Here is a 20,073-nt window from a genome sequence, read left to right as displayed (position 1 = left end):
CGCGTCCGTTAAGACTGTAACGATTCCCGTATTGGGGAAAGTTACGGCCGGTATGCCGATTACAGCGGTGGAAAACATTGAGGAATACTTCGTGTTGCCGGAAAACATGGTTGGAAATGATACGGTCTATATGCTGCGTGTGCAAGGAGAAAGCATGATTGATGCCGGTATTTTAGACGGGGATTACGTCATTGTTCGCCAACAACAAACCGCCAACAATGGGGACATTGTCGTGGCGATGACAGAAGAAAATGAGGCAACAGTGAAGCGATTCTACAAGGAGAAAGACCATATTTGTTTGCAGCCTGAGAATCCGACGATGGCTCCGATTCTGCTTCCGGCTGTCACAATACTCGGAAAAGTCATAGGGCTATATCGGAACATTGAATAGGGGTGGGTGATATGATGAACTTTTTCACATACCTGGGCCGGACTGTTGAAATCATCTACTTGGACCGAAATGGGCAATTGAGTCAGAGGAAGATACGGTTGCTGTCGGTGAAAGACGGGAGGATTTGGGCGCATTGTTTCAAGCGACGGGCAACGAGATACTTCTCAGTCGAAAACGTGCTGGCGATGCGGCCTGTGAAAGAAATGAGAGTAAGCTAAAAAAGAAACCCGGCGCAAGGCCGGGTTTTTGTGTGCCGTTTGTGTGCCAACTCATCCATTTTGATAAAAATTCAACAAAACAGCCTACCAAGAAAAGAGTTTAAAAACATAATAATATCAATGCTTACACACACTCAACAAAACTGCACAAAATAAGCCCAGCTACCCTGACTATCTGTTTTTGATAACTTTTCCTTTTTAATTATGAAGCGTTACTTTTATGAAGAAAGCGGTTAGAATGATAATAAAAGTGTACTTTTTGCAAACTGGAGGGAAAAATGGAAAAGCAAAAATATGCGGTCTATGTTCGTGTATCTACAGATAAGGATGAACAAGTATCTTCGATTGAAAATCAAATCGATATCTGTCGGAACTGGTTGGAACGTAACGGCTACGAATGGGATGAGGATTGCATATATAAAGATGAAGGAATTAGTGGAACACTATTCCTAGAACGTCCGGCAATTCAGTTGATTTTAGAAAAAGCAAAGAAGAAAGAAATTAATATGGTGGTATTTAAGTCCATCTCTCGTTTGGCTCGGGATATGAAAGATTCATTGGAGATTCGAGAAGTATTTGCTGCCTACAATGTACGTCTTATTTCAATAGAAGAAGGATATGACTCATTTAAGGCCGGCAAAAACGATATCTCATTTGAAATCTGGAGTTTATTCGCTGCCCAGTACAGTCGAACGCTGTCTGCTGGTGTATCAGCTGCTCTAGCTGCTAAGGTGCGCCGCGGCGAACATATCGGAAAAACGCCATACGGTTATGATAAAGTGGACGGAAAGCTTGTTATTAATGAAACTGAGGCTGCGGTTGTTCAGAAAATATATGGATGGTATAACAGCGGTTGGGGGTTCAAACGTATTACACAGGAACTGAATGACCGGGGAATACCTGCTAAGTTGAATCCAAGATGGCAGGTAACATCTGTACAACGCTTAATCCAAAATTGTATTTACTGCGGTGACTTCATCTTAAATCAATACGGTACAGTTAAAGTAGGGGGACGGAAGAAACAGATCCGGAACCCAGAGGAGCAGTGGCTTATTTTTAAAGATCATCATCCCCCTATTGTGCCAAGAGAAACCTGGGAGAAGGCTAATTCGAAGAAACATAAAGCGACACGTAGAAAAATTACACCGTGGAATGAACTGCGCGGCCTAATGAAATGCTCTGTATGTGGATGTAATATGGTAATCCTTCAAGGAAAAGTAAGAAGAGAAGCTAAGACAGGAGAGCGAAAGTATTTTGCGTATGTAAAGTGTAGCAGCTACAGACGTGCCGGTCAGCACGGATGTGTAAATCACGTTCCAATTCGGTATGAAGAGCTTCGGGAACTGGTTGTTGAAAAGCTGCAGGAAAAGGGACAAACCCTTACAATGAATCTTAAAAGCGAAATAGAGAAGTTAAAGGAAGAAGAAATAAGAAACCTTCAGAGAAAAATAGAAACAATGAGCGAAAAGAAAAAATCTTTGGTGGATTTGTTTTTGGAGAAGCTAATTACAAAAGAAGAGTTCGAGCAGAAGAGGAACGAACTGGATCGTGAGCTTCAATATTCTGAGGAAGAATTATTTATCCTTCAGCGTACAGAGCACGTACAGCAAAACGAACAGAATATAAAGGAAGCTTTTGAACAACTGGAGAATACGGAACAGGATTTGTACCAGGTATTTAATACGCTAATTGATGAGATTGTGATCGAGCCAGACGGAACGGTTAACATTAAATATACCTTCCAACAACCGGTACAGGTATAAGTTTGCAAAAGGTATGCATTAGAAACGTTATGCAGAAACTGAATGTGAAAGGTCGTTCTCAAGCAGTTGTTGAACTTGTCCGTTTGGGTGAATTAAAAATTTAATATCACCTGAAACGGGAAACCCGCCTCGTATGAGGGGGGTTCTTTATTTTTGAAAAAAGCTCGCAGGCGTGGTTCGGTCGTTTTTTTCTACAAGCATTGCGGACACGCACAGCGAGCTTCTCATTATTTATGCGCGCCATTTTCCGATGATAAGCGTCATCGTTAACGGAAGCCATCCGTGTTTTTCATATAGGCTTCTCTCATTTGCTGCAGCGTCCTGCGGAGGATACGGGAAACTTGCATTTGAGAGATACCCAGCTTCTCGCCGATTTGCCGCTGTGACCATTCTTCGTAATATACGTAATGAATTACTTGGCGTTGTTGATCGTTCAATTGTTCGAGCAGTTGGGCCAAATCCATTTTACGATCCACATCCAAAAAACCAGGGTCTTGATCCGGGATCATATCCATTAATGTATGGGAATCCTGCTCATTATTGTCGGATTTTATCGGTGTATCAAGGGAAAGTGCATGGATATTTCCTTTATTCTCCATAATCTCCAGCACTTTTTCTTCGCTGATGCCGAGCCTTTGGGCGATTTCGCTAATGCGTGGCGAACGCTGCAATTCCGCTGTAAGCTCATCGATGGTTTTTTGTAGATGATATCCCATTTCTTTAATCGTTCGCGGTACGCGGATGCTCCATGTTTTATCGCGTAAATAATGTTTCATTTTGCCGATGACAGTTGACAAAGCGTACGCGTCGAAATTTTGGCTGACTTCGTTGTTAAACTTTTTGATAGCGCCCAGCAGAGCGAGCATACCTACTTGATATAAATCGTCCACCAGATGAAAATCACGAGCCATTTTTGAAGCAAGCTTCTTTACGGTCGCCTGATAATTTTTAAGGATTTTCGTCAATATTTCTTCAGAGCCAGTTTCCTGGTAGATTCTAAGTTGTTCGACGATGTCACGGTTGAATGATTTCTTGGTGGACGTTTGGTTCACTTTCGCTCACCCCATCTCTTTTGAGGTATTTGGTTAGTGAAACTTTAACCCCCTTCTCCGTAGTGTCGTATTCGATTTCATCCATTAATGTTTTCATCAGATAAATGCCGAGGCTCCCGATATCGATTTCATCTAGACTTTTCCTATGAAAAGATGAAACTTCCTTTTTTAATTTCTGGGTGTGAAAAGCGGTGCCTTCGTCCGTTACGACGATGCGTAACCGATTTTTTTCCACGTAGAAATCTACTAGCATATCGCCGATTTGCCTGCTTTTGTGCGCACGGCTTACGATGTTGTTACACGCTTCCGCAAGCGCAGCTTTAATGTCCTCAATATCACTGTAAGAAAAGCCCATCTGGTACGCGAGACCGGAGACGGTCAAACGAATAACGCTTATATAATCGGCACGCGCCGGTACATTTATTTTGACGTGATCGTTCAATTCTGGCATACGAAATCCTCCTGTAGAATTACGCAAGCATTATATACTAGTCGACGCCTCAAATTTAGAAAATACGCTGAATTTTTCTGGGACTCTTTTTTTCCTACCATTTTTTCATCAATCGCTTTCCACATCTATTTTACCATAGTGCGGAAAGTTGTTCAGTAACTTGAGCCTTCAAGATCTGGTTCAGAACAGATTCCAGCAATTTGGCCACTCCATCATCTTTTGAATCTTTCAAAAACAGGTGATGCAAAATCTCCGAATCTACGGTAATCTGATATTGAGCCATTGTGAAACCCTCTCCGATTAGGGATATTTGCCAATGCTTATTCTAACCGAGGAATTTCACCATGGCTCACTTATTTTTTGTGAGGACCATTTTTACACAATTATACGGACTTAACTCCGGTACGCTCTTAGGTAACACAGTTTACAGATTAAACTTCTGTAATCTTCGATAAAATGTACTTCGCGGGATGTTCATCAATCGGGCAGCCTGCGTAGCGTTTCCTCCGGTTTTTTGCAACGCCTGAATGATCTTCTCCTTCTGAATCTGTTCTCGCAATGTAAGAGTGTTTGATCCACCAATACTATTTGATTGTTCCCCGGGTGATGACAGATCTGTTGAAGCAAATAACGGAGGTAAATGAGAGAGATCGGGTGACTCATCTCCACAGAAGATGCGCATGCGTTCCAAGGCATTAAAAAGCTCACGGATGTTCCCAGGCCAGTCATATTGGATGAATTTATTCATAATTTCGTCCGGGATCTCAACCGGCCAATTTTTCTGACGACAATAGTATTTAACCAGATAAGGAATATCTTCCTTGCGTTCACGAAGCGAGGGAACATTGATCGGAAAAACAAAAAGACGATAAAATAAATCTTCGCGAAAATTTCCTTGTTGCACCAGTTCCCGAAGGTCATGGTGTGTAGCCGTAATCACCCGGATATCAAGTGGAATCGCTTTCATTCCGCCGAGTGGAATCACCTCACGCTCCTGTAGCACACGCAAAAGTGCAACCTGCATAGCTGGCGGGATCTCCCCGATTTCATCAAGAAATAATGTTCCGTGATTTGCCTGCTCTAGCTTTCCTTTATGTCCGTGGCGTCGAGCACCAGTGAAAGCTCCCCTCACGTAACCAAATAATTCGCTTTCCATCAGGCTTGGCGGAATCGCTCCACAGTTTACGGTGATAAAAGGACCATTCTTGCGGGAACTATTCTGATGAATCGCACGAGCAATGACCTCTTTTCCCGTTCCGGTTTCGCCATGAATATAAATGTCTGCATCGGAGTGTGCAACCAGTTCAATTTCGCGCAATGTCTGCTGAAAAACCTTACTAATTCCGGTTTCACCGGGAAAATGAAGAGATCTCGTGTAGAACTTCTTGCTTGATGTTGATTTTGATGGTGCTTCGAATTGAATACAATACCCGATCAATTGACTGTGCCGGGCAGAATATAAAGGAGTACAAAGACGTTCTCTGTATCCGTATTCCCTTAAATCCGCCAGATTCAGATTAGACCACTCAGGAACAGCCGACTGGAAAGCTTGGTTCACACAAACCATTTGTTTGCGCCTGTTAAAGATTGCCATGAGTTGATTTGTCTGCAACAAGTCGATGGACCGTTGCATGAGTTCCAGTTGATCTTGCTGTTCGCGCAAGCTCCATTGATGTTCAATCGCGTATGCGGTGGATACAACCGTCGCCAACGTATGAGGATGATAGTGCTGAACAGGACTGGAGACATTAAGCACTCCGACCAGATTCCCTTGATCATCGCGAACGGGTGCAGCTGAACATGTCCATACATGAGACGCAATCGAGTAGTGCTCTGCCCCTTTTACATTGATTGGTTCACCTGTCCTCAGTGCCGTACCAATCGCATTGGTTCCAACTTCATCTTCAGTCCATTTGACTCCTTCTACAAAATTGATTTTTCTTGCTCTCCCCAAAATCTCCGCATCACCTTTCATGACCAATACATATCCTTGAAGATCAATCAACAATACAATTGATCTCGAACCTTTCATATGTTGGTTGAGCTTGTCCAAATAAGGTAATGCAATATCGAGCAACACAGAGTTTTCTTCCTTTTTCTGAAGAAATGACTTTCCTGTAAGAATCTCCCGCCCTTCCCCTGAATGCGGATTTACACCTGAATGTTGACAACGATACCAAGATTCAATGATTCGTTTGTTTATTCGGGATGAATCTAATACCCCTTCCTGAATGAATTGTTTCCATAATCTCTTGGACATTGCACCATCCACCATTTATTTACCTCCTTTTCAAATTGAAAAAGAATTTTTGGTCGGAAATGGCTTCGTTTTATTTTCCCTGTTTATCATTTTGTGAATTTTCTATTTATTTGGGTGAAAGAAGTTTGTTGATCGTCGGAGTTAATCCTGTAGGCACAAAAGGTTCTCGAAAGGGTTGATCATGACTGCCGCTGTATATGGCAACTTCATGGAGTTTATTCATGCAATTCATGAAGACGAATGGCAATTTGCTTCTACCTATGAACAGGAAGAAGATTGTCTATCAATATTGTAATGTAAGATTTTGTCTGATGAAATACGGTGTGGGATCGCCGGCTCCGTCCCAATCCAGTTGCGAGTCGCCATCTGCAACCCAGCCCTCCTGCTTCTTTTCAGTTCAATTTATTTTATATAGAAATTGTCGATATCTTTTGTTGTGAGTGATATTTATTAAAATGCTCTCATTCATTATAACAAATATTCAATCTATTATACTCAATAAAATAATGTAAGTGCTGATGGATGAACCATAGCTGCCTGATCGGAAAGAGGAGCTTCCCTGAACAGAGGGTAGACTTCCATGCTGATCAAAACGGTACATCCGTCATTTCTGTGTTTCAGGATGTTTGCTGAGGGGAAGAATCTATCTTCCATATACACGTGACACGGTTTTTTGTTTTATACAAAGTGGGACAAAACGGGACAGTTGTCTCATTTTGTCTAAAAAACTACTCTTTTATGCAAGATGATTGTACCTGATCTCAGGTGAAAAAGAAAAAATCGATGTTGGCACGGGATTTGCGATGGATAAAGTGGCAGAAGGAGGTGAAAAGGGATTGCGGGCTTATGTATGCCAGGAACTAGATTATGAGATCGCGCTTCGTTGGCAAAAGGATCTGGTTGCCAAGAGAAAGTCAGGAGAGATTGAGGATACGCTGATCTTGCTTGAGCATCCCCCCACCTATACGATGGGTTCGGACCAAAAATGGGAGCACTTGCTATATCCTCAAGATTTTCTTAAGAGTCAGGGATTTAGTATTTGCAAGTGTGACCGGGGAGGGGATATTACCTATCATGGCCCGGGGCAGCTTGTTGTATATCCCATTATACGTTTGCGTGACTCCGGGTTAACACCGATCGGATACGTACGATTATTGGAACAGATCATATGTGATGTTCTGACCATGTACAACCTCGAGGGACAACGAAAAGAAGGGTATCCCGGTGTCTGGTTGGAAGACTGCAAAATTTGTGCCATTGGTATAGGAATCAGTCGGGGTGTGACATTCCATGGTCTGGCGTTAAATGTAAACCCTGATCTTACTCACTTTCAAAATATTGTTCCCTGCGGACTCGCAAAGTTTGGAGTGACGTCACTTGCACGGGAACTGGGGTTTTCCCCCGAAATGTTTATAGTCAAACAGCAGATCATCGCTTCGTTTGAACGAAATCTGAATGTGAAATGCAGAGTATCAATTGATCAACGAATGTCAGGAGGAGTCCGTCATGAAAATGGCTCAGAAGAAAAATCAGTTGCTCTCCCGTGAGAAAGCGACTTGGATGTATCGAAAAATGGTGGAAATCAGAAAGTTTGAAGACAAAGTGCATGAACTGTTTGCGAAAGGCAAATTACCCGGATTTGTTCATTTGTACGCGGGTGAAGAAGCGGTAGCCGTTGGTATTTGCGCGCATTTGAATGAAAAAGACAGCATTACCAGCACGCATCGCGGGCATGGCCATTGTATTGCAAAAGAGTGCGATTTGAATGGAATGATGGCAGAGATCTACGGGAAAGCAACAGGTTTATGTAAAGGAAAAGGCGGCTCGATGCATATTGCCGACCTGGAGAAAGGTATGCTTGGGGCAAATGGGATTGTCGGAGGAGGCTTTCCGCTGGCGTGTGGTTCCGCACTGACAGCAAAATTGAAAAAAAACGATGCTGTATCAGTTAGCTTTTTTGGGGATGGCGCAAACAATCAGGGCACATTCCATGAAGGGCTTAATTTGGCTGCCATTTGGAAATTGCCGGTTATTTTCGTGGCAGAAAATAATGGATATGCAGAAGCGACTCCTTTCTCTTACGCTTCCAGTTGTACGGATATTGCACAAAGGGCGGCTGCTTATAACATTCCCGGTGTCGTAGTAGACGGAAAGGACGTAGTTGCTGTTTACAAGGTGGCTCAAGAGGCTGTAGAAAGAGCGAGAAGGGGCGAAGGACCAACCCTTATCGAGTGCAAAACTTATCGTAATTATGGTCACTTTGAAGGGGATCAGCAGACGTACAAGACGAGCGAGGAGTCACAATATCATCGTAACGAAAAAGATCCAATCAATCTATTCCGTGCTTACTTGGTAGAGTCTAAACTTTTGACTGAAGAAGAACTTTCTAACATTGACAGCGATGTGGAGAAAGCGGTTTCAGACGCTGTCAAATTTGCGGAAGAAAGTCCGCTGCCATCTGCAGAAGAACTGTTAACAGATGTTTATGTGTCTTATTAATAAATTTCATAATTGTAGAGGTGTTAAGAATGACCAGAAAAATGAGTTTCGCAGATGCGATTAATGAAGCGATGAAACTGGCGATGCGTGAAGATGAAAATGTGATTCTTTTAGGGGAAGACGTAGCCGGAGGGGCAAAAATTGATCATTTGGCAGATGATGAAGCATGGGGCGGTGTCTTGGGGGTAACCAAAGGATTGGTGAAGGAATTTGGGCGTGACCGCGTGTTAGATACGCCCATTAGTGAAGCCGGTTTTGTGGGAGCAGCAGTGGCAGCGGCTGCCACGGGATTGAGACCGATTGCAGAATTAATGTTTAACGATTTTATCGGTTCATGTTTGGATCAGGTTATGAATCAGTGTGCAAAATTGCGGTATATGTTTGGCGGCAAGGCGCAAGTGCCCGTAACGATCCGAACCATGCACGGAGCCGGGTTCCGCGCAGCTGCTCAGCATTCACAGAGTTTGTATGCGATGTTTACCCATTTGCCCGGCATTAAAGTGGTTGTGCCGTCCACTCCGGCTGATGCGAAAGGTTTGCTTCTGGCTTCGATCGCTGACAACGATCCGGTCATTTTCTTTGAAGATAAGACATTGTACAACATGAAAGGGGAAGTACCTGAAGGTTATTATACGATCCCGTTTGGGAAAGCGGATGTGAAGCGGCAGGGGACTGACCTTACCATCGTAGCGATCGGGAAACAAGTACACACCGCTCTGACTGCGGCGGAACAGCTTGCGAAAAAAAGGATTCAAGTCGAAGTCATCGATCCACGTACGCTGTCACCGCTGGATGAAGATACTATTCTTTCTTCCGTGGAGAAAACCAATCGCCTCATCGTGATTGACGAAGCGAATCCCCGTTGCAGCATGGCAACCGATATTGCAGCTCTTGTAGCAGATAAAGGATTTGACTCGCTGGATGCACCGATTAAGAGAATAACGGCTCCACATACGCCGGTTCCGTTTGCACCGAATCTTGAGGATCTTTATCTGCCTTCACCGGAAAAAGTGATTCAAGCTGTTTCTGAACTTCTTGGTGATGAGTCTATCGTGGCTGTTTCGTAAGCGTATTCATAGAAGTATTCAAGCAATGGAAAGAGGTGGGTTGAGACCCCACCTCTTATCTGGAAAAAGGAGTGTAAAAGACATGGCAACTGAAATAATTATGCCGAAACTGGGAATGGGGATGAAAGTAGGAACCGTCGTCGAATGGAAAAAAAACATCGGCGATTCCGTCCAAAAAGGGGATATCGTTGTTGTTATCAGTTCCGAGAAAATTGAAATGGAAGTAGAGTCACCGGCAGACGGAGTGGTCCTGGATATGTCGGCTCAAAACGGAGAAGTGGTTCCGGTTGGAGAAGTGATTGGCTATATTGGCGTGGAAGGTGAGAAGGTAGGGAGTGTTGAAACGCCAGAGGCGCTCTTCGTGAAAGGGGGAGAGCAGGTGGCTGCTTCTTCTGAAACCGCTGTCCAAGTGGTTGCCCCGCCTAAGAAAAGCCAAGTGAAAATCTCACCGGTTGCCCGAAAAATGGCGGAAGCCGCCGGATTGGATATAGCGACTCTTGTCGGAACCGGCCCACAGGGACGGATTACGAAAGAAGATGTTGAAAAGGCGATTGAAAGCGCTGCACAAACGTCTTCAACCAAAGACGGGAAACAAGCCGTTTTAACAGGAGAGCAAGAAAAGCCAGAATCTGCTGCAATTGAACGTACTCCTGTCGGTGGTATGCGGAAAGTAATCGCTACACGAATGTTTGAAAGTTTGCAGCAAAGCGCACAACTGACGATCAGCATGAGTGCCGATGTGAGTGACCTGCTTAGACTAAGAAAACAAGTTTTGTCTGATGTTCAGGAACGTTATGAAGTCAAACTGACTGTAACCGATTTTATCGCCCGTGCAGTCGTATTGGCCCTGCTTAAGCATAAACAGATGAATAGTGCTTATATTGAAGACAATATCCACACTTATGGAAATGTTCACCTGGGAATTGCAGTCGCTTTGGAAAAAGGGTTAGTCGTACCTGTGATCCGAAATGCGGAGCGTTGTTCAGTTATTGAATTGTCACAGGCTATGAAATCGTTGAGTCACAAGGCGCGAAATGGTCAATTGAGCGCCGAAGAAATGAAAGGTTCAACATTTACGATCACAAACCTGGGAGCGTACGGCGTAGAACTGTTCACACCTGTGCTCAATCCGCCAGAAGCGGGCATCCTGGGTGTTGGTTCGATTCAGGATACACCTGTTTATATCGGGGACTCACTGGAACGCCGCCGTTTATTGCCGTTAAGCTTGACGTTTGATCATCGTGTGCTTGATGGAGCGCCTGCGGCGGAGTTTCTCGCAACTGTCAAGCGATATCTCGAACAGCCGCACACCATGTTGTTATAGGCGAGGAGGGCGTGAAAAAGTGAGTACAGTAACCATTATCGGAGGCGGACCGGCTGGGTATGTTGCGGCTATCACAGCCGCCCGCCTCGGTAAACAAGTCGTATTGGTCGAAGAAGCCAAACTGGGTGGAACCTGTTTAAATGAAGGATGTATGCCGACCAAGTCATTGCTGGAAAGTGCGGAAACGTATGACCGGATCAAACACGCGAGTCGTTTTGGAATCGATTTGCCGCTGGATCAGGTGCACCTGAATTGGAAAAGCGTTCAACAGTATAAAAATAACGTGGTCAAAAAGCTGGTGCTCGGAATCGGGTACTTGATGAAGAAGAATAAGGTGCGTGTGGTAAAAGGAAAAGCTTCTTTTTTGACAGATCACCTCATCCGGGTTCATACAGAAGATGGTATCGAGGAAATTACAGCAGATCAATTCATTATAGCGACAGGAGCCGAGCCGATCGCATTGCCTTTTGCTCCGTTTGACGGGGAGTGGGTGATCCATAACGGGCATGCGATTGCACTGCCGGAAGTTCCTTCTTCATTGCTGATTGTTGGCGGCGGTGTGATCGGTTGTGAATTTGCGAGCGTTTACAGCCGGATGGGCAGTAAGGTGACCATTGTGGAAATGGCAGACCAGATTCTCCCCGGAGAAGATTCGGATATTGCGGCGATTTTGCATCAACAATTAGCAAAAGACGGAGTTCTCATTCATACATCGACAAGTGTGCAGGAGATCGACCGCAATGAACGATCGGTCACACTGGCAATGAATGGAGAAATTACGAAAATTACAGCCGATTATGTACTGGTGTCTATTGGACGTAAACCGCGTGTGGAAGGATTGGGACTGGATCAGATCGGAGTGCTCTATACAAAACAGGGAATTCAAGTCAATGAGCACATGCAGACAAGCATTCCCCACATTTACGCATGCGGCGATGTTGTCGGCGGTATCCAGTTGGCTCATTTTGCTTTTCATGAAGGGGAAGTGGCTGCCGAGAATGCATGTGGCAAGCAAAAGAAGGTAAACCCCCGCGTCGTCCCGCGATGCATTTACACCTGGCCGGAAATCGGCAGTGTGGGATTGACAGAGAAAAAGGCCAGAGAGATATACGGGGATATTCGGATCGGAGAATTTCCTTTCGCCGCAAATGGGAAAGCGTTAATTCTAGGTGAACAAACCGGAAAGGTGAAAGTGATCGTTCATCCGGAATTTAATGAGATCATCGGTTTTTCGATTGTTGGGCCGCGTGCGACAGAGCTGATCGGACAGGGGGCCATGATGTTGCACTCCGAAATGACTGTAGATACAATGGAAGGTTTTATTGCAGCGCATCCGACACTGTCTGAAGCGTTACAAGAAGCGGTCTTGAGTGCAACGGGTCTCGCCGTGCATCTATAACAGCGGATTGATTTTTACTTTTATTATGAAAAAGTCGTCCAAGATTTAGCAACAATTTGGAGTGAGATAAATGTCAACTCGCAAACCGGAATGGTTGAAAGTCCGCTTGAAAGCAAGCGAGAATTATCACGACCTGAAGAAGATGATGCGCAGTAAAGTCTTGCACACCGTATGTGAAGAAGCCCAGTGTCCAAATATCTACGAATGCTGGAGCCAGCGTACAGCCACCTTTATGATTCTGGGCGATATTTGTACACGGGCGTGCCGATTCTGTGCCGTAAAAACGGGCCAACCGACAGAATTGGATTGGCAGGAGCCTGAACGGGTAGCAGAATCGGTTGAATATATGGGTCTGAAGCATGCGGTTGTCACTTCTGTAGCCCGCGATGATCTTCATGACGGCGGGGCAGCGATCTTTGCCGCCACCATACGGGCCATCAGAGACAGGAATCCGTTTTGCAGTGTGGAGGTATTAATTCCTGACTTTATGGGAAATTGGGATGCTCTCCGTACCGTCATGAACGCTGATCCTGACGTGTTGAATCATAATATTGAGACGGTCCGCCGGTTATCGGACCGCATCCGATCCAAAGCCAAATTTGACCGTTCACTCGACCTGCTTCGACGTGCTAAGGAAATGAAGTCCCATATTCCGACCAAGTCAAGCATTATGGTTGGGGTAGGAGAAACGTGGGATGAAATTTTGGAAGCAATGGATGAGTTAAGAGCGGTTCGCTGTGATATCATCACTATCGGTCAGTACTTGCAGCCGACCAAACGGCACGTAAAGATTAAAAAATATTATCATCCAGATGAGTTCAGGGCGTTGAAGGAAGAGGGGATAAAACGAGGTTTTAAACATGTTGAATCAGGTCCTCTGGTAAGAAGCTCTTATCACGCTCGAGAGCATATCCAGGGTGTGACAGCAACATCTCTTCAAAATTAGCATCTCATTCTCTAAGATATGATTTCTTGATGAAATATGGAGACGGCACGCAAAACTCAATCATAAGATCGTGCTGTCTCTCCGGATACAATATCCGGAATATCTAGATAAATGAATGTTTCCGATTTATTTCCAATCCGCCAACCATCCTGTGTCTCTTTAACCCACATGGATGATAGGGTGCTTTTACTCTTTCTCAGACTGGAATGAGAAATTAGTTTCCACAATTGAAAAATGTAATGAGGTGAAAACATGAAAGCAGCACGATGGTACGGAGTTAAAGATGTCCGTGTAGAGGAAATTCCCGAGCAACAAGTAAAGCCGGGTATGGTAAAAATAAGAGTGGAATGGTGCGGGATCTGCGGTACCGACTTGCATGAATATTTAGCAGGTCCCATTTTCCTTCCTTCAAAAGAACCTCATCCTTTAACGAATGAAAAAGTACCTCTTGTGCTTGGACATGAATTTGCAGGTGAAATTGTAGAGATTGGTGAAAGCGTTACCAAATTTAAAGTAGGTGACCGAGTTGCAGTAGAGCCGATTCTTAATTGTGGGGAGTGCGGTGCCTGTAGATCGGGAATTTACAATCTTTGTGAAAAGCTCGGATTTCATGGTCTGGCCGGAGGCGGCGGTGGCTTCTCTGAATACACGGTGGTCAAAGAAAACATGGTTCATAAATTACCGGATCAAATGAGTTATGAACAAGGGGCTATGGTAGAACCTGCCGCGGTTGCGGTACATGCGATAAGACAAAGCAAACTTCAAGTTGGTGACAAAGTTGCGGTGTTTGGTGCAGGACCAATCGGTCTGTTAATGATTCAAGCCGCGAAAGCTGCAGGTGCAAGTCAAATTATTGCTGTCGAACTTTCAGAAGAACGCAGAGAATTCGCCCAAAAAGTCGGTGCGGACATTGTCTTGGATCCGAAAAGTGTGGATGTAGTAAAAGAAATTCAAACCCTTACAAATGGAGGGGTTGACGTAAGTTTTGAGGTTGCCGGTGTGGAAAGGGTTTTAAATCAAGCGATTGAGAGCGCAAAATTTGACGGACAAATTATTATTGTCAGTGTTTGGGAAAAAGCAGCAACCATCCTTCCAAACAGCCTTGTCTTAAAAGAGCGTGAAATGAAAGGGATACTTGGCTATCGAGATATCTTTCCGGAAGTGATCCAACTGATCGCGAACGGCAGCATCAAAGCGGAAGAACTGATTACGAAAAAAATTAACATTGATCACATTATCGAAGAAGGGTTTGAAACGTTGGTGAAAGAGAAAAGCCATGTGAAAATCTTGGTAAGTCCAAGAGCTTTCTATTTAACATGATAATGGGAGTAAAAAATATGAGTAATATTACATTTATGGGTAATCCGTTGACATTACAAGGCAATCAAGGGTTACGCCTCCTATGGGGAAAAGGGTCCAAATGGTGGGTGAAAAAACCGATAATGAACAGTGCAGTGTTGTACCTCAGTGCTTTTCACAAGCCAATTCGTTCTTCATTGCAGTAGATATTAATAAAGCACTCCCCATCCGGTGGGAGTGCTTATTATTTTGTACACGATGAATTAGTACATGACATTGCCGGACTTTAAACGAGGCTTGGTGTATCACTTCAAGAAAGAGATGAAGCAAAGGGGGGATGACCTTTAAACCTGAACCGATTCCACTTTCCGACACCTACAGGAACGAATTGCTGAACAGATTGGAACCAAGGATGGCTAAGATATTTAAAAACTCATTAGTGTTGGTTCAAACCGACAACCCGTCCCAAAGTTTGCAAAAGGTATGCATTAGAAACGTTATGCAGAAACTAAATGTGAAAGGTCGTTCTCAAGCAGTTGTTGAACTTGTCCGTTTGGGTGAATTAAAAATTTAATATCACCTGAAACGGGAAACCCGCCTCGTATGAGGGGGGTTCTTTATTTTTGAAAAAAGCTCGCAGGCGTGGTTCGGTCGTTTCTTCTACAAGCGTTGCGGGCACGCACAGCGAGCTTCTCATTATTTATGCGCGCCATTTTCCGATGATAAGCGTCATCGTTAACGGAAGCCATCCGTATTTTTCATATAGGCTTCTCTCATTTGCTGCAGCGTCCTGCGGAGGATACGGGAAACCTGTTTTGACGTGATCGTTCAATTCTGGCATACGAAATCCTCCTGTAGAATTACGCAAGCATTATATACTAGTCGACGCCTCAAATTTAGAAAATACGCTGAATTTTTCTGGGCCTCTTTTTTTCCTACCATTTTTTCATCAATCGCTTTCCGCATCTATTTTACCATAGTTTTGCACGCATACGCGTACTTTTAGACTGTTGACAACTTCTGTAATTCATGTAATGCGACGCGGGCAGAGCGCCATGATCAAACATGAAGTTTTTCCATATACTATTTTAAGAAGTTGGCACAACGGTTCATGCAGTACAATGAATATGCAGGGGAGTGAAAACTATACACTAGGGATTCTTAGAAACACAAGGGATGATGGTACAATGAATATGCAGGGGAGTGAAAACCCCCTTGACCATTTGCTGACAAAGGCGTATCGTAAAACAGGTTAACGCATGTATAAGCTCTGCTTGGACATATATGAAATTCGTAGCTTGTATTTATTTGGCGAAGTCGTCAAGATAGAAGAGAATGACGAAAAGAAGGAAGCGACAAGAAAAAATGAAACGAGGAATAGGAATTATTGATTCAGGAGTCGGCGGGTTGACCGTCGCCAAAGAAGTATTGCGCCAGTTGCCGAGGGAGGCGATCTACTACTTCGGCGACACGGCGCGCTGTCCGTACGGCCCTAGACCGGCGGAAGAAGTGCGTGCTTTTTCCTTGCAAATGATTGAATTCTTGCTTGAACAGGATATCAAAGCGCTCATGATCGGATGCAATACCGCTGCTGCGGTTGTTCTTCAGGAGGTAAGCGAATGGCTGGATATTCCAGTTATTGGCGTAATTGAGCCGGGAGCCAGAACAGCGATTAAAGAAACGAAGACTGGACAGGTTGCTGTTATTGGTACGGAGGGGACGATTCGCAGCGGCGCTTACGAAAAAACATTAAAAAAGCTGAACCCGCAAATTCATGTTGAAAGCTTAGCGTGTCCCGCGCTTGTCCCTCTAGTAGAAAGCGGAAGCTTTTATGATAGAAAAAGTTTGGAAATCGTACGCGAGACGTTGCGGCCGCTTCAAGATAAAGTATTTGATGCGCTTATCTTAGGGTGCACGCATTATCCGCTTATTGCCCATTTTATTCAAGAAACGGTTGGGCCGGGTGTAACGTTGATCAGTTCGGCAGAAGAGGCAGCGCGGGAATTGAGCGCTGTACTGTCCCACCGGAAGATGCTTGCGAATGGTGGGGACATAGTGAATCCTAAACATCGTTTTTTTACGAGCGGAAATCCGGAATTATTTATGTCTATCGCCGAGGAATGGCTTAATATTCGTGTTCAAGCTCGTCAGGTAAGATTGGGGGAACGAAAATAAAATTCGGACAAAGTATGTATAAAACCCGAACAGGCTCGTATACATAGTAGTACAAAACGAGCCTGAGGAGGGGAATTTATGGCACGAAAGTTACCATTGCTAAGTGCCTTTCTTGGTGTTCTATTCATTATTAGTGCTTGCGGTCTGTTTGGACCGAAGGATATGCCAAGCAATGGACAAATCGATCCGCCGCAACTTCATCCACAGTCAACCGCTGGCGGTGAAAAAATGGACGCGCCTTCAACAAAGCAAAAGAAGACAGCGGACAATCCGGTCAGTATGCACAAAGTATATGTTATTGATGCGGAAGGATTTGTCGTTCCTTGGCCGATGGAGCTGCCAAAAACTGAAGGTATGGTAAAGCAAATTTTAAGTTACATGGTACAGGGCGGAGAAGGGGAAAAAGCGCTGCCACCGGGATTCAGGGCTGTATTGCCGAAAGGTACAAAAATATTGGGTGCAAACATTAAAGACGGGGTTGCTACGGTTGACTTCTCGCCAGAATTTAAAAAGTATAAGCCGGAAGATGAGGAGAAAATTCTCGATGCGATTACATGGGCGCTGACCGAGTTTGATACGGTAAAAGAAGTGAATATTTGGATTAATGGACATCCGCTGGAAGTAATGCCAGTAAAAGGTACGCCGGTAACGCATTTAAGTAGGAAGAATGGGATTAATCTGGAACTGGCCGATACAATTAAGCCGGGCCAGACGATGCCAGTAACGCTCTATTTCCAGAATCAGCTGTCTAACGATCTTACGTATTTCGTGCCGGTGACACGCATGATTCCAAAAACGGAAAACAAAGGCCTGGCAGTTGTTCAACAGTTAATCCAAGGCACGAAGATCAACTCGCCATTATTCTCGCCGCTTTTGCCTACTATGAACGTAAAAAGCGTAAAACAGCAGAAAGATGTTATTGTCGTTAATTTTGACAACAAAATTCTTTCCTATAATCAAGGACAAGCGAATCCTGACGTGTTGGAAGCGGTCGTGCTATCGTTGACCGAAAACTTGGATGCGAAAAAAGTACAAATCATGGTGGATGGCAAAAATACTGTAAAGGCGGGCAATGTAGACTATACGAAGCCGGTGACCCGTTCCATGCTAACTAACAGCAAGGCATATTGATTCGAGAGAAAAGCGGGGGCAACCCCCGCTTTTTATGTAAACTGCTCGCTTATTCTTTAATAGCAAGGCTTGGAGTTCGTACGTTATGTGTATATAGTTTAACATGACACTACGTTCAGTACATGTTATTTTGTGGGTTGTGCTATAATAAGCCAGAAACGAGAATTGGGAGGGAATGGCATGAGAATCGACGGACGGGAATACAATCAGATTCGACCGGTTACTATTACGATGGATTATATAAAGCATGCTGAAGGCTCGGTATTAATTGAGATGGGAGATACTAAAGTAATATGCACAGCTACTGTGGAAGAGAAAGTACCGCCATTTATGCGCGGCCAGGGATGCGGCTGGGTAACGGCCGAATATTCCATGCTACCGCGGGCGACGGAAACACGCAACGCGCGGGAATCCAGTCGCGGCAAGGTAAGCGGAAGAACGCAGGAGATCCAGCGTTTAATCGGGCGTGCGCTTCGCTCGGTCGTAGACCTGGAAGCGCTGGGCGAAAGAACGATCTGGCTTGACTGCGACGTGATTCAGGCGGATGGTGGCACACGTACTGCGTCAATTACTGGGGCATACGTAGCAATGGTATCCGCTATGGACAAACTTGTCGAAAAACAACTGATTCCTAAATTGCCGGTAACCGACTTTCTTGCTGCGGTTAGCGTGGGAATCGTAGAGGAAAAAGTCCATCTCGATTTATGCTATGTGGAAGATTCTCAGGCTAAAGTGGACATGAACATCGTGATGACGGGGAAAGGGAAGTATGTAGAAGTCCAAGGAACGGGTGAAGAATCCCCATTTAGCCCGGAAGAGCTCCAGGAGCTTTTGGCTTACGGTAAGAAAGGGGTTACTGACTTAATCGCCGTACAGAAGGAAGTGTTAGGTGAATTGGGCAACCGAATCGGCGGAAGGGATGAGGAGACGGTTGAGAATGCCTAAACAGACTTTTCCATGGAAAAAGATTGTGCTAGCAACGAAGAATAAGGGGAAAATCGGCGAGTTTAGCCGAATGTTTGCAGTGTTTGACGTAGAGGTGCTCACGGTTGCTGATTTTCCCGATATGCCGGATGTAGTGGAAGATGGGGAAACATTTGAAGCCAACGCACGAAAGAAAGCGGAGACAATTGCGCAAGTGACAGGTCTTCCTGCATTGGCGGATGATTCCGGGCTTGAAGTGGATGCGCTGGACGGGAAGCCGGGGGTGTATTCAGCCAGGTTTGCCGGACCGGATGCGACAGATGAAGAGAATAATGCTAAACTCGTTTCACTTTTGCGCGATATCCCTGAAGACAAGCGGTGTGCACGCTTTGTATCCGTGCTGGCGCTGGCTGTGCCGCAGGGGGAAACATTGCTTGTGAGGGGAACATGTGAAGGACGTATTGTTCTTGCACCGAAGGGGGAAAATGGATTCGGGTACGATCCGCACTTCTTTTTGCCTGAAAAACAGCGGACGATGGCGGAACTCTCTCCGGAAGAGAAAAACCGCATCAGCCATCGCGGCCAAGCTTTAGGTAAATTGGAGGCGGTGCTCAAGGAGCGCTTTGTATGAGGCTTATTGTGATCAGCGATACGCATGGGAGCCTGAAGCATATTCCGGATATATTGGCGCGTCATCCGCATGATGTCGCGTTTCATTGCGGGGACTTTTGCTACCCACGGGAGAAAGCGCCGGAACTTACATATGTCCGGGGCAATTGTGACAGCGATATGGAAGTCCCTGAGGAAAACGTTATCCGAATTGGCCCACTGCTGATTTTTCAGACGCACGGACATTTATATGGCGTAAAGCAAACTCCGATGCGCTTGCGATATAAAGCAATAGAAACGGGAGCAAACCTTGTGCTGTTCGGCCATACACACGAAATTACCGCCATTGAAGACGACGGGATTTTATACGTTAATCCGGGTAGCCTGCTTTTGCCTCGTTCTTATACGCTTCCTACGTACGCGGTGCTGGATGTGGAAGAGGCAGAAAAGGATAAAGTAAAGATTACGGTTTCTTTTTATTCAATGGGAGGGCGCAAACAGCCGGGATTGAGCCGTGATTTTTTGCTGCCCAGAGCCAATGACTGAGAATAAACGGAGGGTGATT

At 44.9% G+C, this 20,073-nt stretch carries 19 protein-coding genes and 3 pseudogenes; 17 read left to right on the top strand and 5 right to left on the bottom strand.

From position 1 onward, the window contains the following. The 4 genes and pseudogenes from lexA to BLR88_RS08390 form a co-directional block, all read left to right on the top strand. The coding region (gene lexA, locus BLR88_RS08405) for a transcriptional repressor LexA (RefSeq protein WP_139184947.1) at positions 1-391 on the top strand (391 nt) is incomplete at its 5' end. Between the two features lie 11 nt (positions 392-402). Next, entirely contained in the window at positions 403-609 is a 207-nt protein-coding gene (locus BLR88_RS08400; protein WP_254778268.1) for a hypothetical protein, read from the top strand. A gap of 278 nt (positions 610-887) precedes the next feature. Then, positions 888-2,372, top strand: coding sequence for a recombinase family protein (locus tag BLR88_RS08395; RefSeq protein ID WP_091260428.1), 1,485 nt, complete (start codon positions 888-890; stop codon positions 2,370-2,372). A 17-nt stretch (positions 2,373-2,389) separates the two neighbouring features. Then, positions 2,390-2,476, top strand: a pseudogene (locus BLR88_RS08390) (helix-turn-helix domain-containing protein); the annotation flags it as partial. A 162-nt stretch (positions 2,477-2,638) separates the two neighbouring features. Here the strand turns inward: BLR88_RS08390 and BLR88_RS08385 are convergent. From BLR88_RS08385 to BLR88_RS08375, 4 genes and pseudogenes are all read right to left on the bottom strand, one after another. Continuing rightward, complete coding sequence (locus BLR88_RS08385) at positions 2,639-3,424, bottom strand: sigma-70 family RNA polymerase sigma factor (protein WP_057897831.1); 786 nt, start codon at positions 3,422-3,424, stop codon at positions 2,639-2,641. Next, the gene (gene rsbW, locus BLR88_RS08380) at positions 3,387-3,875 is read right to left on the bottom strand and encodes an anti-sigma B factor RsbW (protein ID WP_057897832.1); all 489 of its coding nucleotides are present in this window, start codon (positions 3,873-3,875) and stop codon (positions 3,387-3,389) included. Before rsbW ends, BLR88_RS08385 begins: the two co-directional genes overlap by 38 nt. Positions 3,876-4,014: 139 nt before the next feature. Then, positions 4,015-4,158 (bottom strand): annotated as a pseudogene (locus BLR88_RS18990) (IS256 family transposase); the annotation flags it as partial. A 141-nt stretch (positions 4,159-4,299) separates the two neighbouring features. Continuing rightward, positions 4,300-6,150, bottom strand: a complete 1,851-nt coding sequence (locus BLR88_RS08375) for a sigma-54-dependent Fis family transcriptional regulator (protein ID WP_091260427.1) — start codon at positions 6,148-6,150, stop codon at positions 4,300-4,302. A gap of 734 nt (positions 6,151-6,884) precedes the next feature. Here BLR88_RS08375 and lipB point away from each other — a divergent pair. From lipB to BLR88_RS08330, 8 genes and pseudogenes are all read left to right on the top strand, one after another. Beyond that, a complete protein-coding gene (gene lipB, locus BLR88_RS08370) occupies positions 6,885-7,682 on the top strand; it encodes a lipoyl(octanoyl) transferase LipB (RefSeq protein WP_217639382.1) in 798 nt (265 codons plus the stop codon). Then, positions 7,642-8,634, top strand: coding sequence for a thiamine pyrophosphate-dependent dehydrogenase E1 component subunit alpha (locus tag BLR88_RS08365; RefSeq protein WP_057897835.1), 993 nt, complete (start codon positions 7,642-7,644; stop codon positions 8,632-8,634). Before lipB ends, BLR88_RS08365 begins: the two co-directional genes overlap by 41 nt. Before the next feature lie 29 nt (positions 8,635-8,663). Further along, positions 8,664-9,701: an alpha-ketoacid dehydrogenase subunit beta gene (locus BLR88_RS08360; RefSeq protein ID WP_057897836.1), complete on the top strand. Its 1,038-nt coding sequence runs from the start codon at positions 8,664-8,666 to the stop codon at positions 9,699-9,701. Positions 9,702-9,783: 82 nt separating this feature from the next. Next, entirely contained in the window at positions 9,784-11,025 is a 1,242-nt protein-coding gene (locus BLR88_RS08355; protein WP_057897837.1) for a dihydrolipoamide acetyltransferase family protein, read from the top strand. A gap of 19 nt (positions 11,026-11,044) precedes the next feature. Beyond that, complete coding sequence (gene lpdA / locus BLR88_RS08350) at positions 11,045-12,424, top strand: dihydrolipoyl dehydrogenase (RefSeq protein WP_057897838.1); 1,380 nt, start codon at positions 11,045-11,047, stop codon at positions 12,422-12,424. A 70-nt stretch (positions 12,425-12,494) separates the two neighbouring features. Next, positions 12,495-13,370, top strand: a complete 876-nt coding sequence (lipA, locus tag BLR88_RS08345; RefSeq protein ID WP_057897839.1) for a lipoyl synthase — start codon at positions 12,495-12,497, stop codon at positions 13,368-13,370. A gap of 252 nt (positions 13,371-13,622) precedes the next feature. Next, positions 13,623-14,690: a 2,3-butanediol dehydrogenase gene (locus tag BLR88_RS08340; RefSeq protein ID WP_057897840.1), complete on the top strand. Its 1,068-nt coding sequence runs from the start codon at positions 13,623-13,625 to the stop codon at positions 14,688-14,690. Positions 14,691-15,156: 466 nt separating this feature from the next. Beyond that, positions 15,157-15,243, top strand: a pseudogene (locus BLR88_RS08330) (helix-turn-helix domain-containing protein); the annotation flags it as partial. 126 nt (positions 15,244-15,369) lie between these two features. On the opposite strand, the gene BLR88_RS19505 reads toward BLR88_RS08330, so the two are convergent. Beyond that, the gene (locus tag BLR88_RS19505; RefSeq protein ID WP_156423995.1) at positions 15,370-15,510 is read right to left on the bottom strand and encodes a hypothetical protein; all 141 of its coding nucleotides are present in this window, start codon (positions 15,508-15,510) and stop codon (positions 15,370-15,372) included. A gap of 524 nt (positions 15,511-16,034) precedes the next feature. On the opposite strand from BLR88_RS19505, the gene racE reads away from it, so the two are divergent. The 5 genes from racE to BLR88_RS08305 all read left to right on the top strand — a co-directional run bounded on the left by racE (position 16,035) and on the right by BLR88_RS08305 (position 20,054). Next, on the top strand, positions 16,035-16,844 hold the full coding sequence (racE, locus tag BLR88_RS08325; protein ID WP_057897842.1) for a glutamate racemase: 810 nt from the start codon (positions 16,035-16,037) through the stop codon (positions 16,842-16,844). 78 nt (positions 16,845-16,922) lie between these two features. After that, positions 16,923-17,975 carry a GerMN domain-containing protein gene (locus tag BLR88_RS08320; protein ID WP_057897843.1) on the top strand — a complete coding sequence of 351 codons (1,053 nt, stop codon included), beginning with the start codon at positions 16,923-16,925 and terminating at the stop codon, positions 17,973-17,975. Positions 17,976-18,155: 180 nt separating this feature from the next. Next, on the top strand, positions 18,156-18,920 hold the full coding sequence (gene rph, locus BLR88_RS08315) for a ribonuclease PH (RefSeq protein ID WP_057897844.1): 765 nt from the start codon (positions 18,156-18,158) through the stop codon (positions 18,918-18,920). Then, a complete protein-coding gene (locus tag BLR88_RS08310; protein ID WP_057897845.1) occupies positions 18,913-19,530 on the top strand; it encodes an XTP/dITP diphosphatase in 618 nt (205 codons plus the stop codon). Before rph ends, BLR88_RS08310 begins: the two co-directional genes overlap by 8 nt. Continuing rightward, a complete protein-coding gene (locus tag BLR88_RS08305) occupies positions 19,527-20,054 on the top strand; it encodes a metallophosphoesterase (protein ID WP_091260421.1) in 528 nt (175 codons plus the stop codon). The genes BLR88_RS08310 and BLR88_RS08305 overlap by 4 nt, the downstream gene beginning before the upstream one ends. Positions 20,055-20,073: the final 19 nt, after the last annotated feature.

Source organism: Aneurinibacillus thermoaerophilus (genome assembly GCF_900099925.1).
GTDB classification, from domain to species: Bacteria; Bacillota; Bacilli; order Aneurinibacillales; family Aneurinibacillaceae; genus Aneurinibacillus; species Aneurinibacillus thermoaerophilus.
This window is presented reverse-complemented; position numbering and strand designations above follow the sequence as displayed.

Coding starts and splice junctions, on each gene's coding strand:
- BLR88_RS08400 (WP_254778268.1), top strand. CDS start 403: ATGATGAACTTTTTCACATACCTGGGCCGGACTGTTGAAATCATCTAC.
- BLR88_RS08395 (WP_091260428.1), top strand. CDS start 888: ATGGAAAAGCAAAAATATGCGGTCTATGTTCGTGTATCTACAGATAAG.
- rsbW (WP_057897832.1), bottom strand. CDS start 3,875: ATGCCAGAATTGAACGATCACGTCAAAATAAATGTACCGGCGCGTGCC.
- BLR88_RS08375 (WP_091260427.1), bottom strand. CDS start 6,150: ATGGTGGATGGTGCAATGTCCAAGAGATTATGGAAACAATTCATTCAG.
- BLR88_RS08365 (WP_057897835.1), top strand. CDS start 7,642: ATGAAAATGGCTCAGAAGAAAAATCAGTTGCTCTCCCGTGAGAAAGCG.
- BLR88_RS08360 (WP_057897836.1), top strand. CDS start 8,664: ATGACCAGAAAAATGAGTTTCGCAGATGCGATTAATGAAGCGATGAAA.
- BLR88_RS08355 (WP_057897837.1), top strand. CDS start 9,784: ATGGCAACTGAAATAATTATGCCGAAACTGGGAATGGGGATGAAAGTA.
- lipA (WP_057897839.1), top strand. CDS start 12,495: ATGTCAACTCGCAAACCGGAATGGTTGAAAGTCCGCTTGAAAGCAAGC.
- BLR88_RS08340 (WP_057897840.1), top strand. CDS start 13,623: ATGAAAGCAGCACGATGGTACGGAGTTAAAGATGTCCGTGTAGAGGAA.
- BLR88_RS19505 (WP_156423995.1), bottom strand. CDS start 15,510: ATGCCAGAATTGAACGATCACGTCAAAACAGGTTTCCCGTATCCTCCG.
- racE (WP_057897842.1), top strand. CDS start 16,035: ATGAAACGAGGAATAGGAATTATTGATTCAGGAGTCGGCGGGTTGACC.
- BLR88_RS08320 (WP_057897843.1), top strand. CDS start 16,923: ATGGCACGAAAGTTACCATTGCTAAGTGCCTTTCTTGGTGTTCTATTC.
- rph (WP_057897844.1), top strand. CDS start 18,156: ATGAGAATCGACGGACGGGAATACAATCAGATTCGACCGGTTACTATT.
- BLR88_RS08310 (WP_057897845.1), top strand. CDS start 18,913: ATGCCTAAACAGACTTTTCCATGGAAAAAGATTGTGCTAGCAACGAAG.
- BLR88_RS08305 (WP_091260421.1), top strand. CDS start 19,527: ATGAGGCTTATTGTGATCAGCGATACGCATGGGAGCCTGAAGCATATT.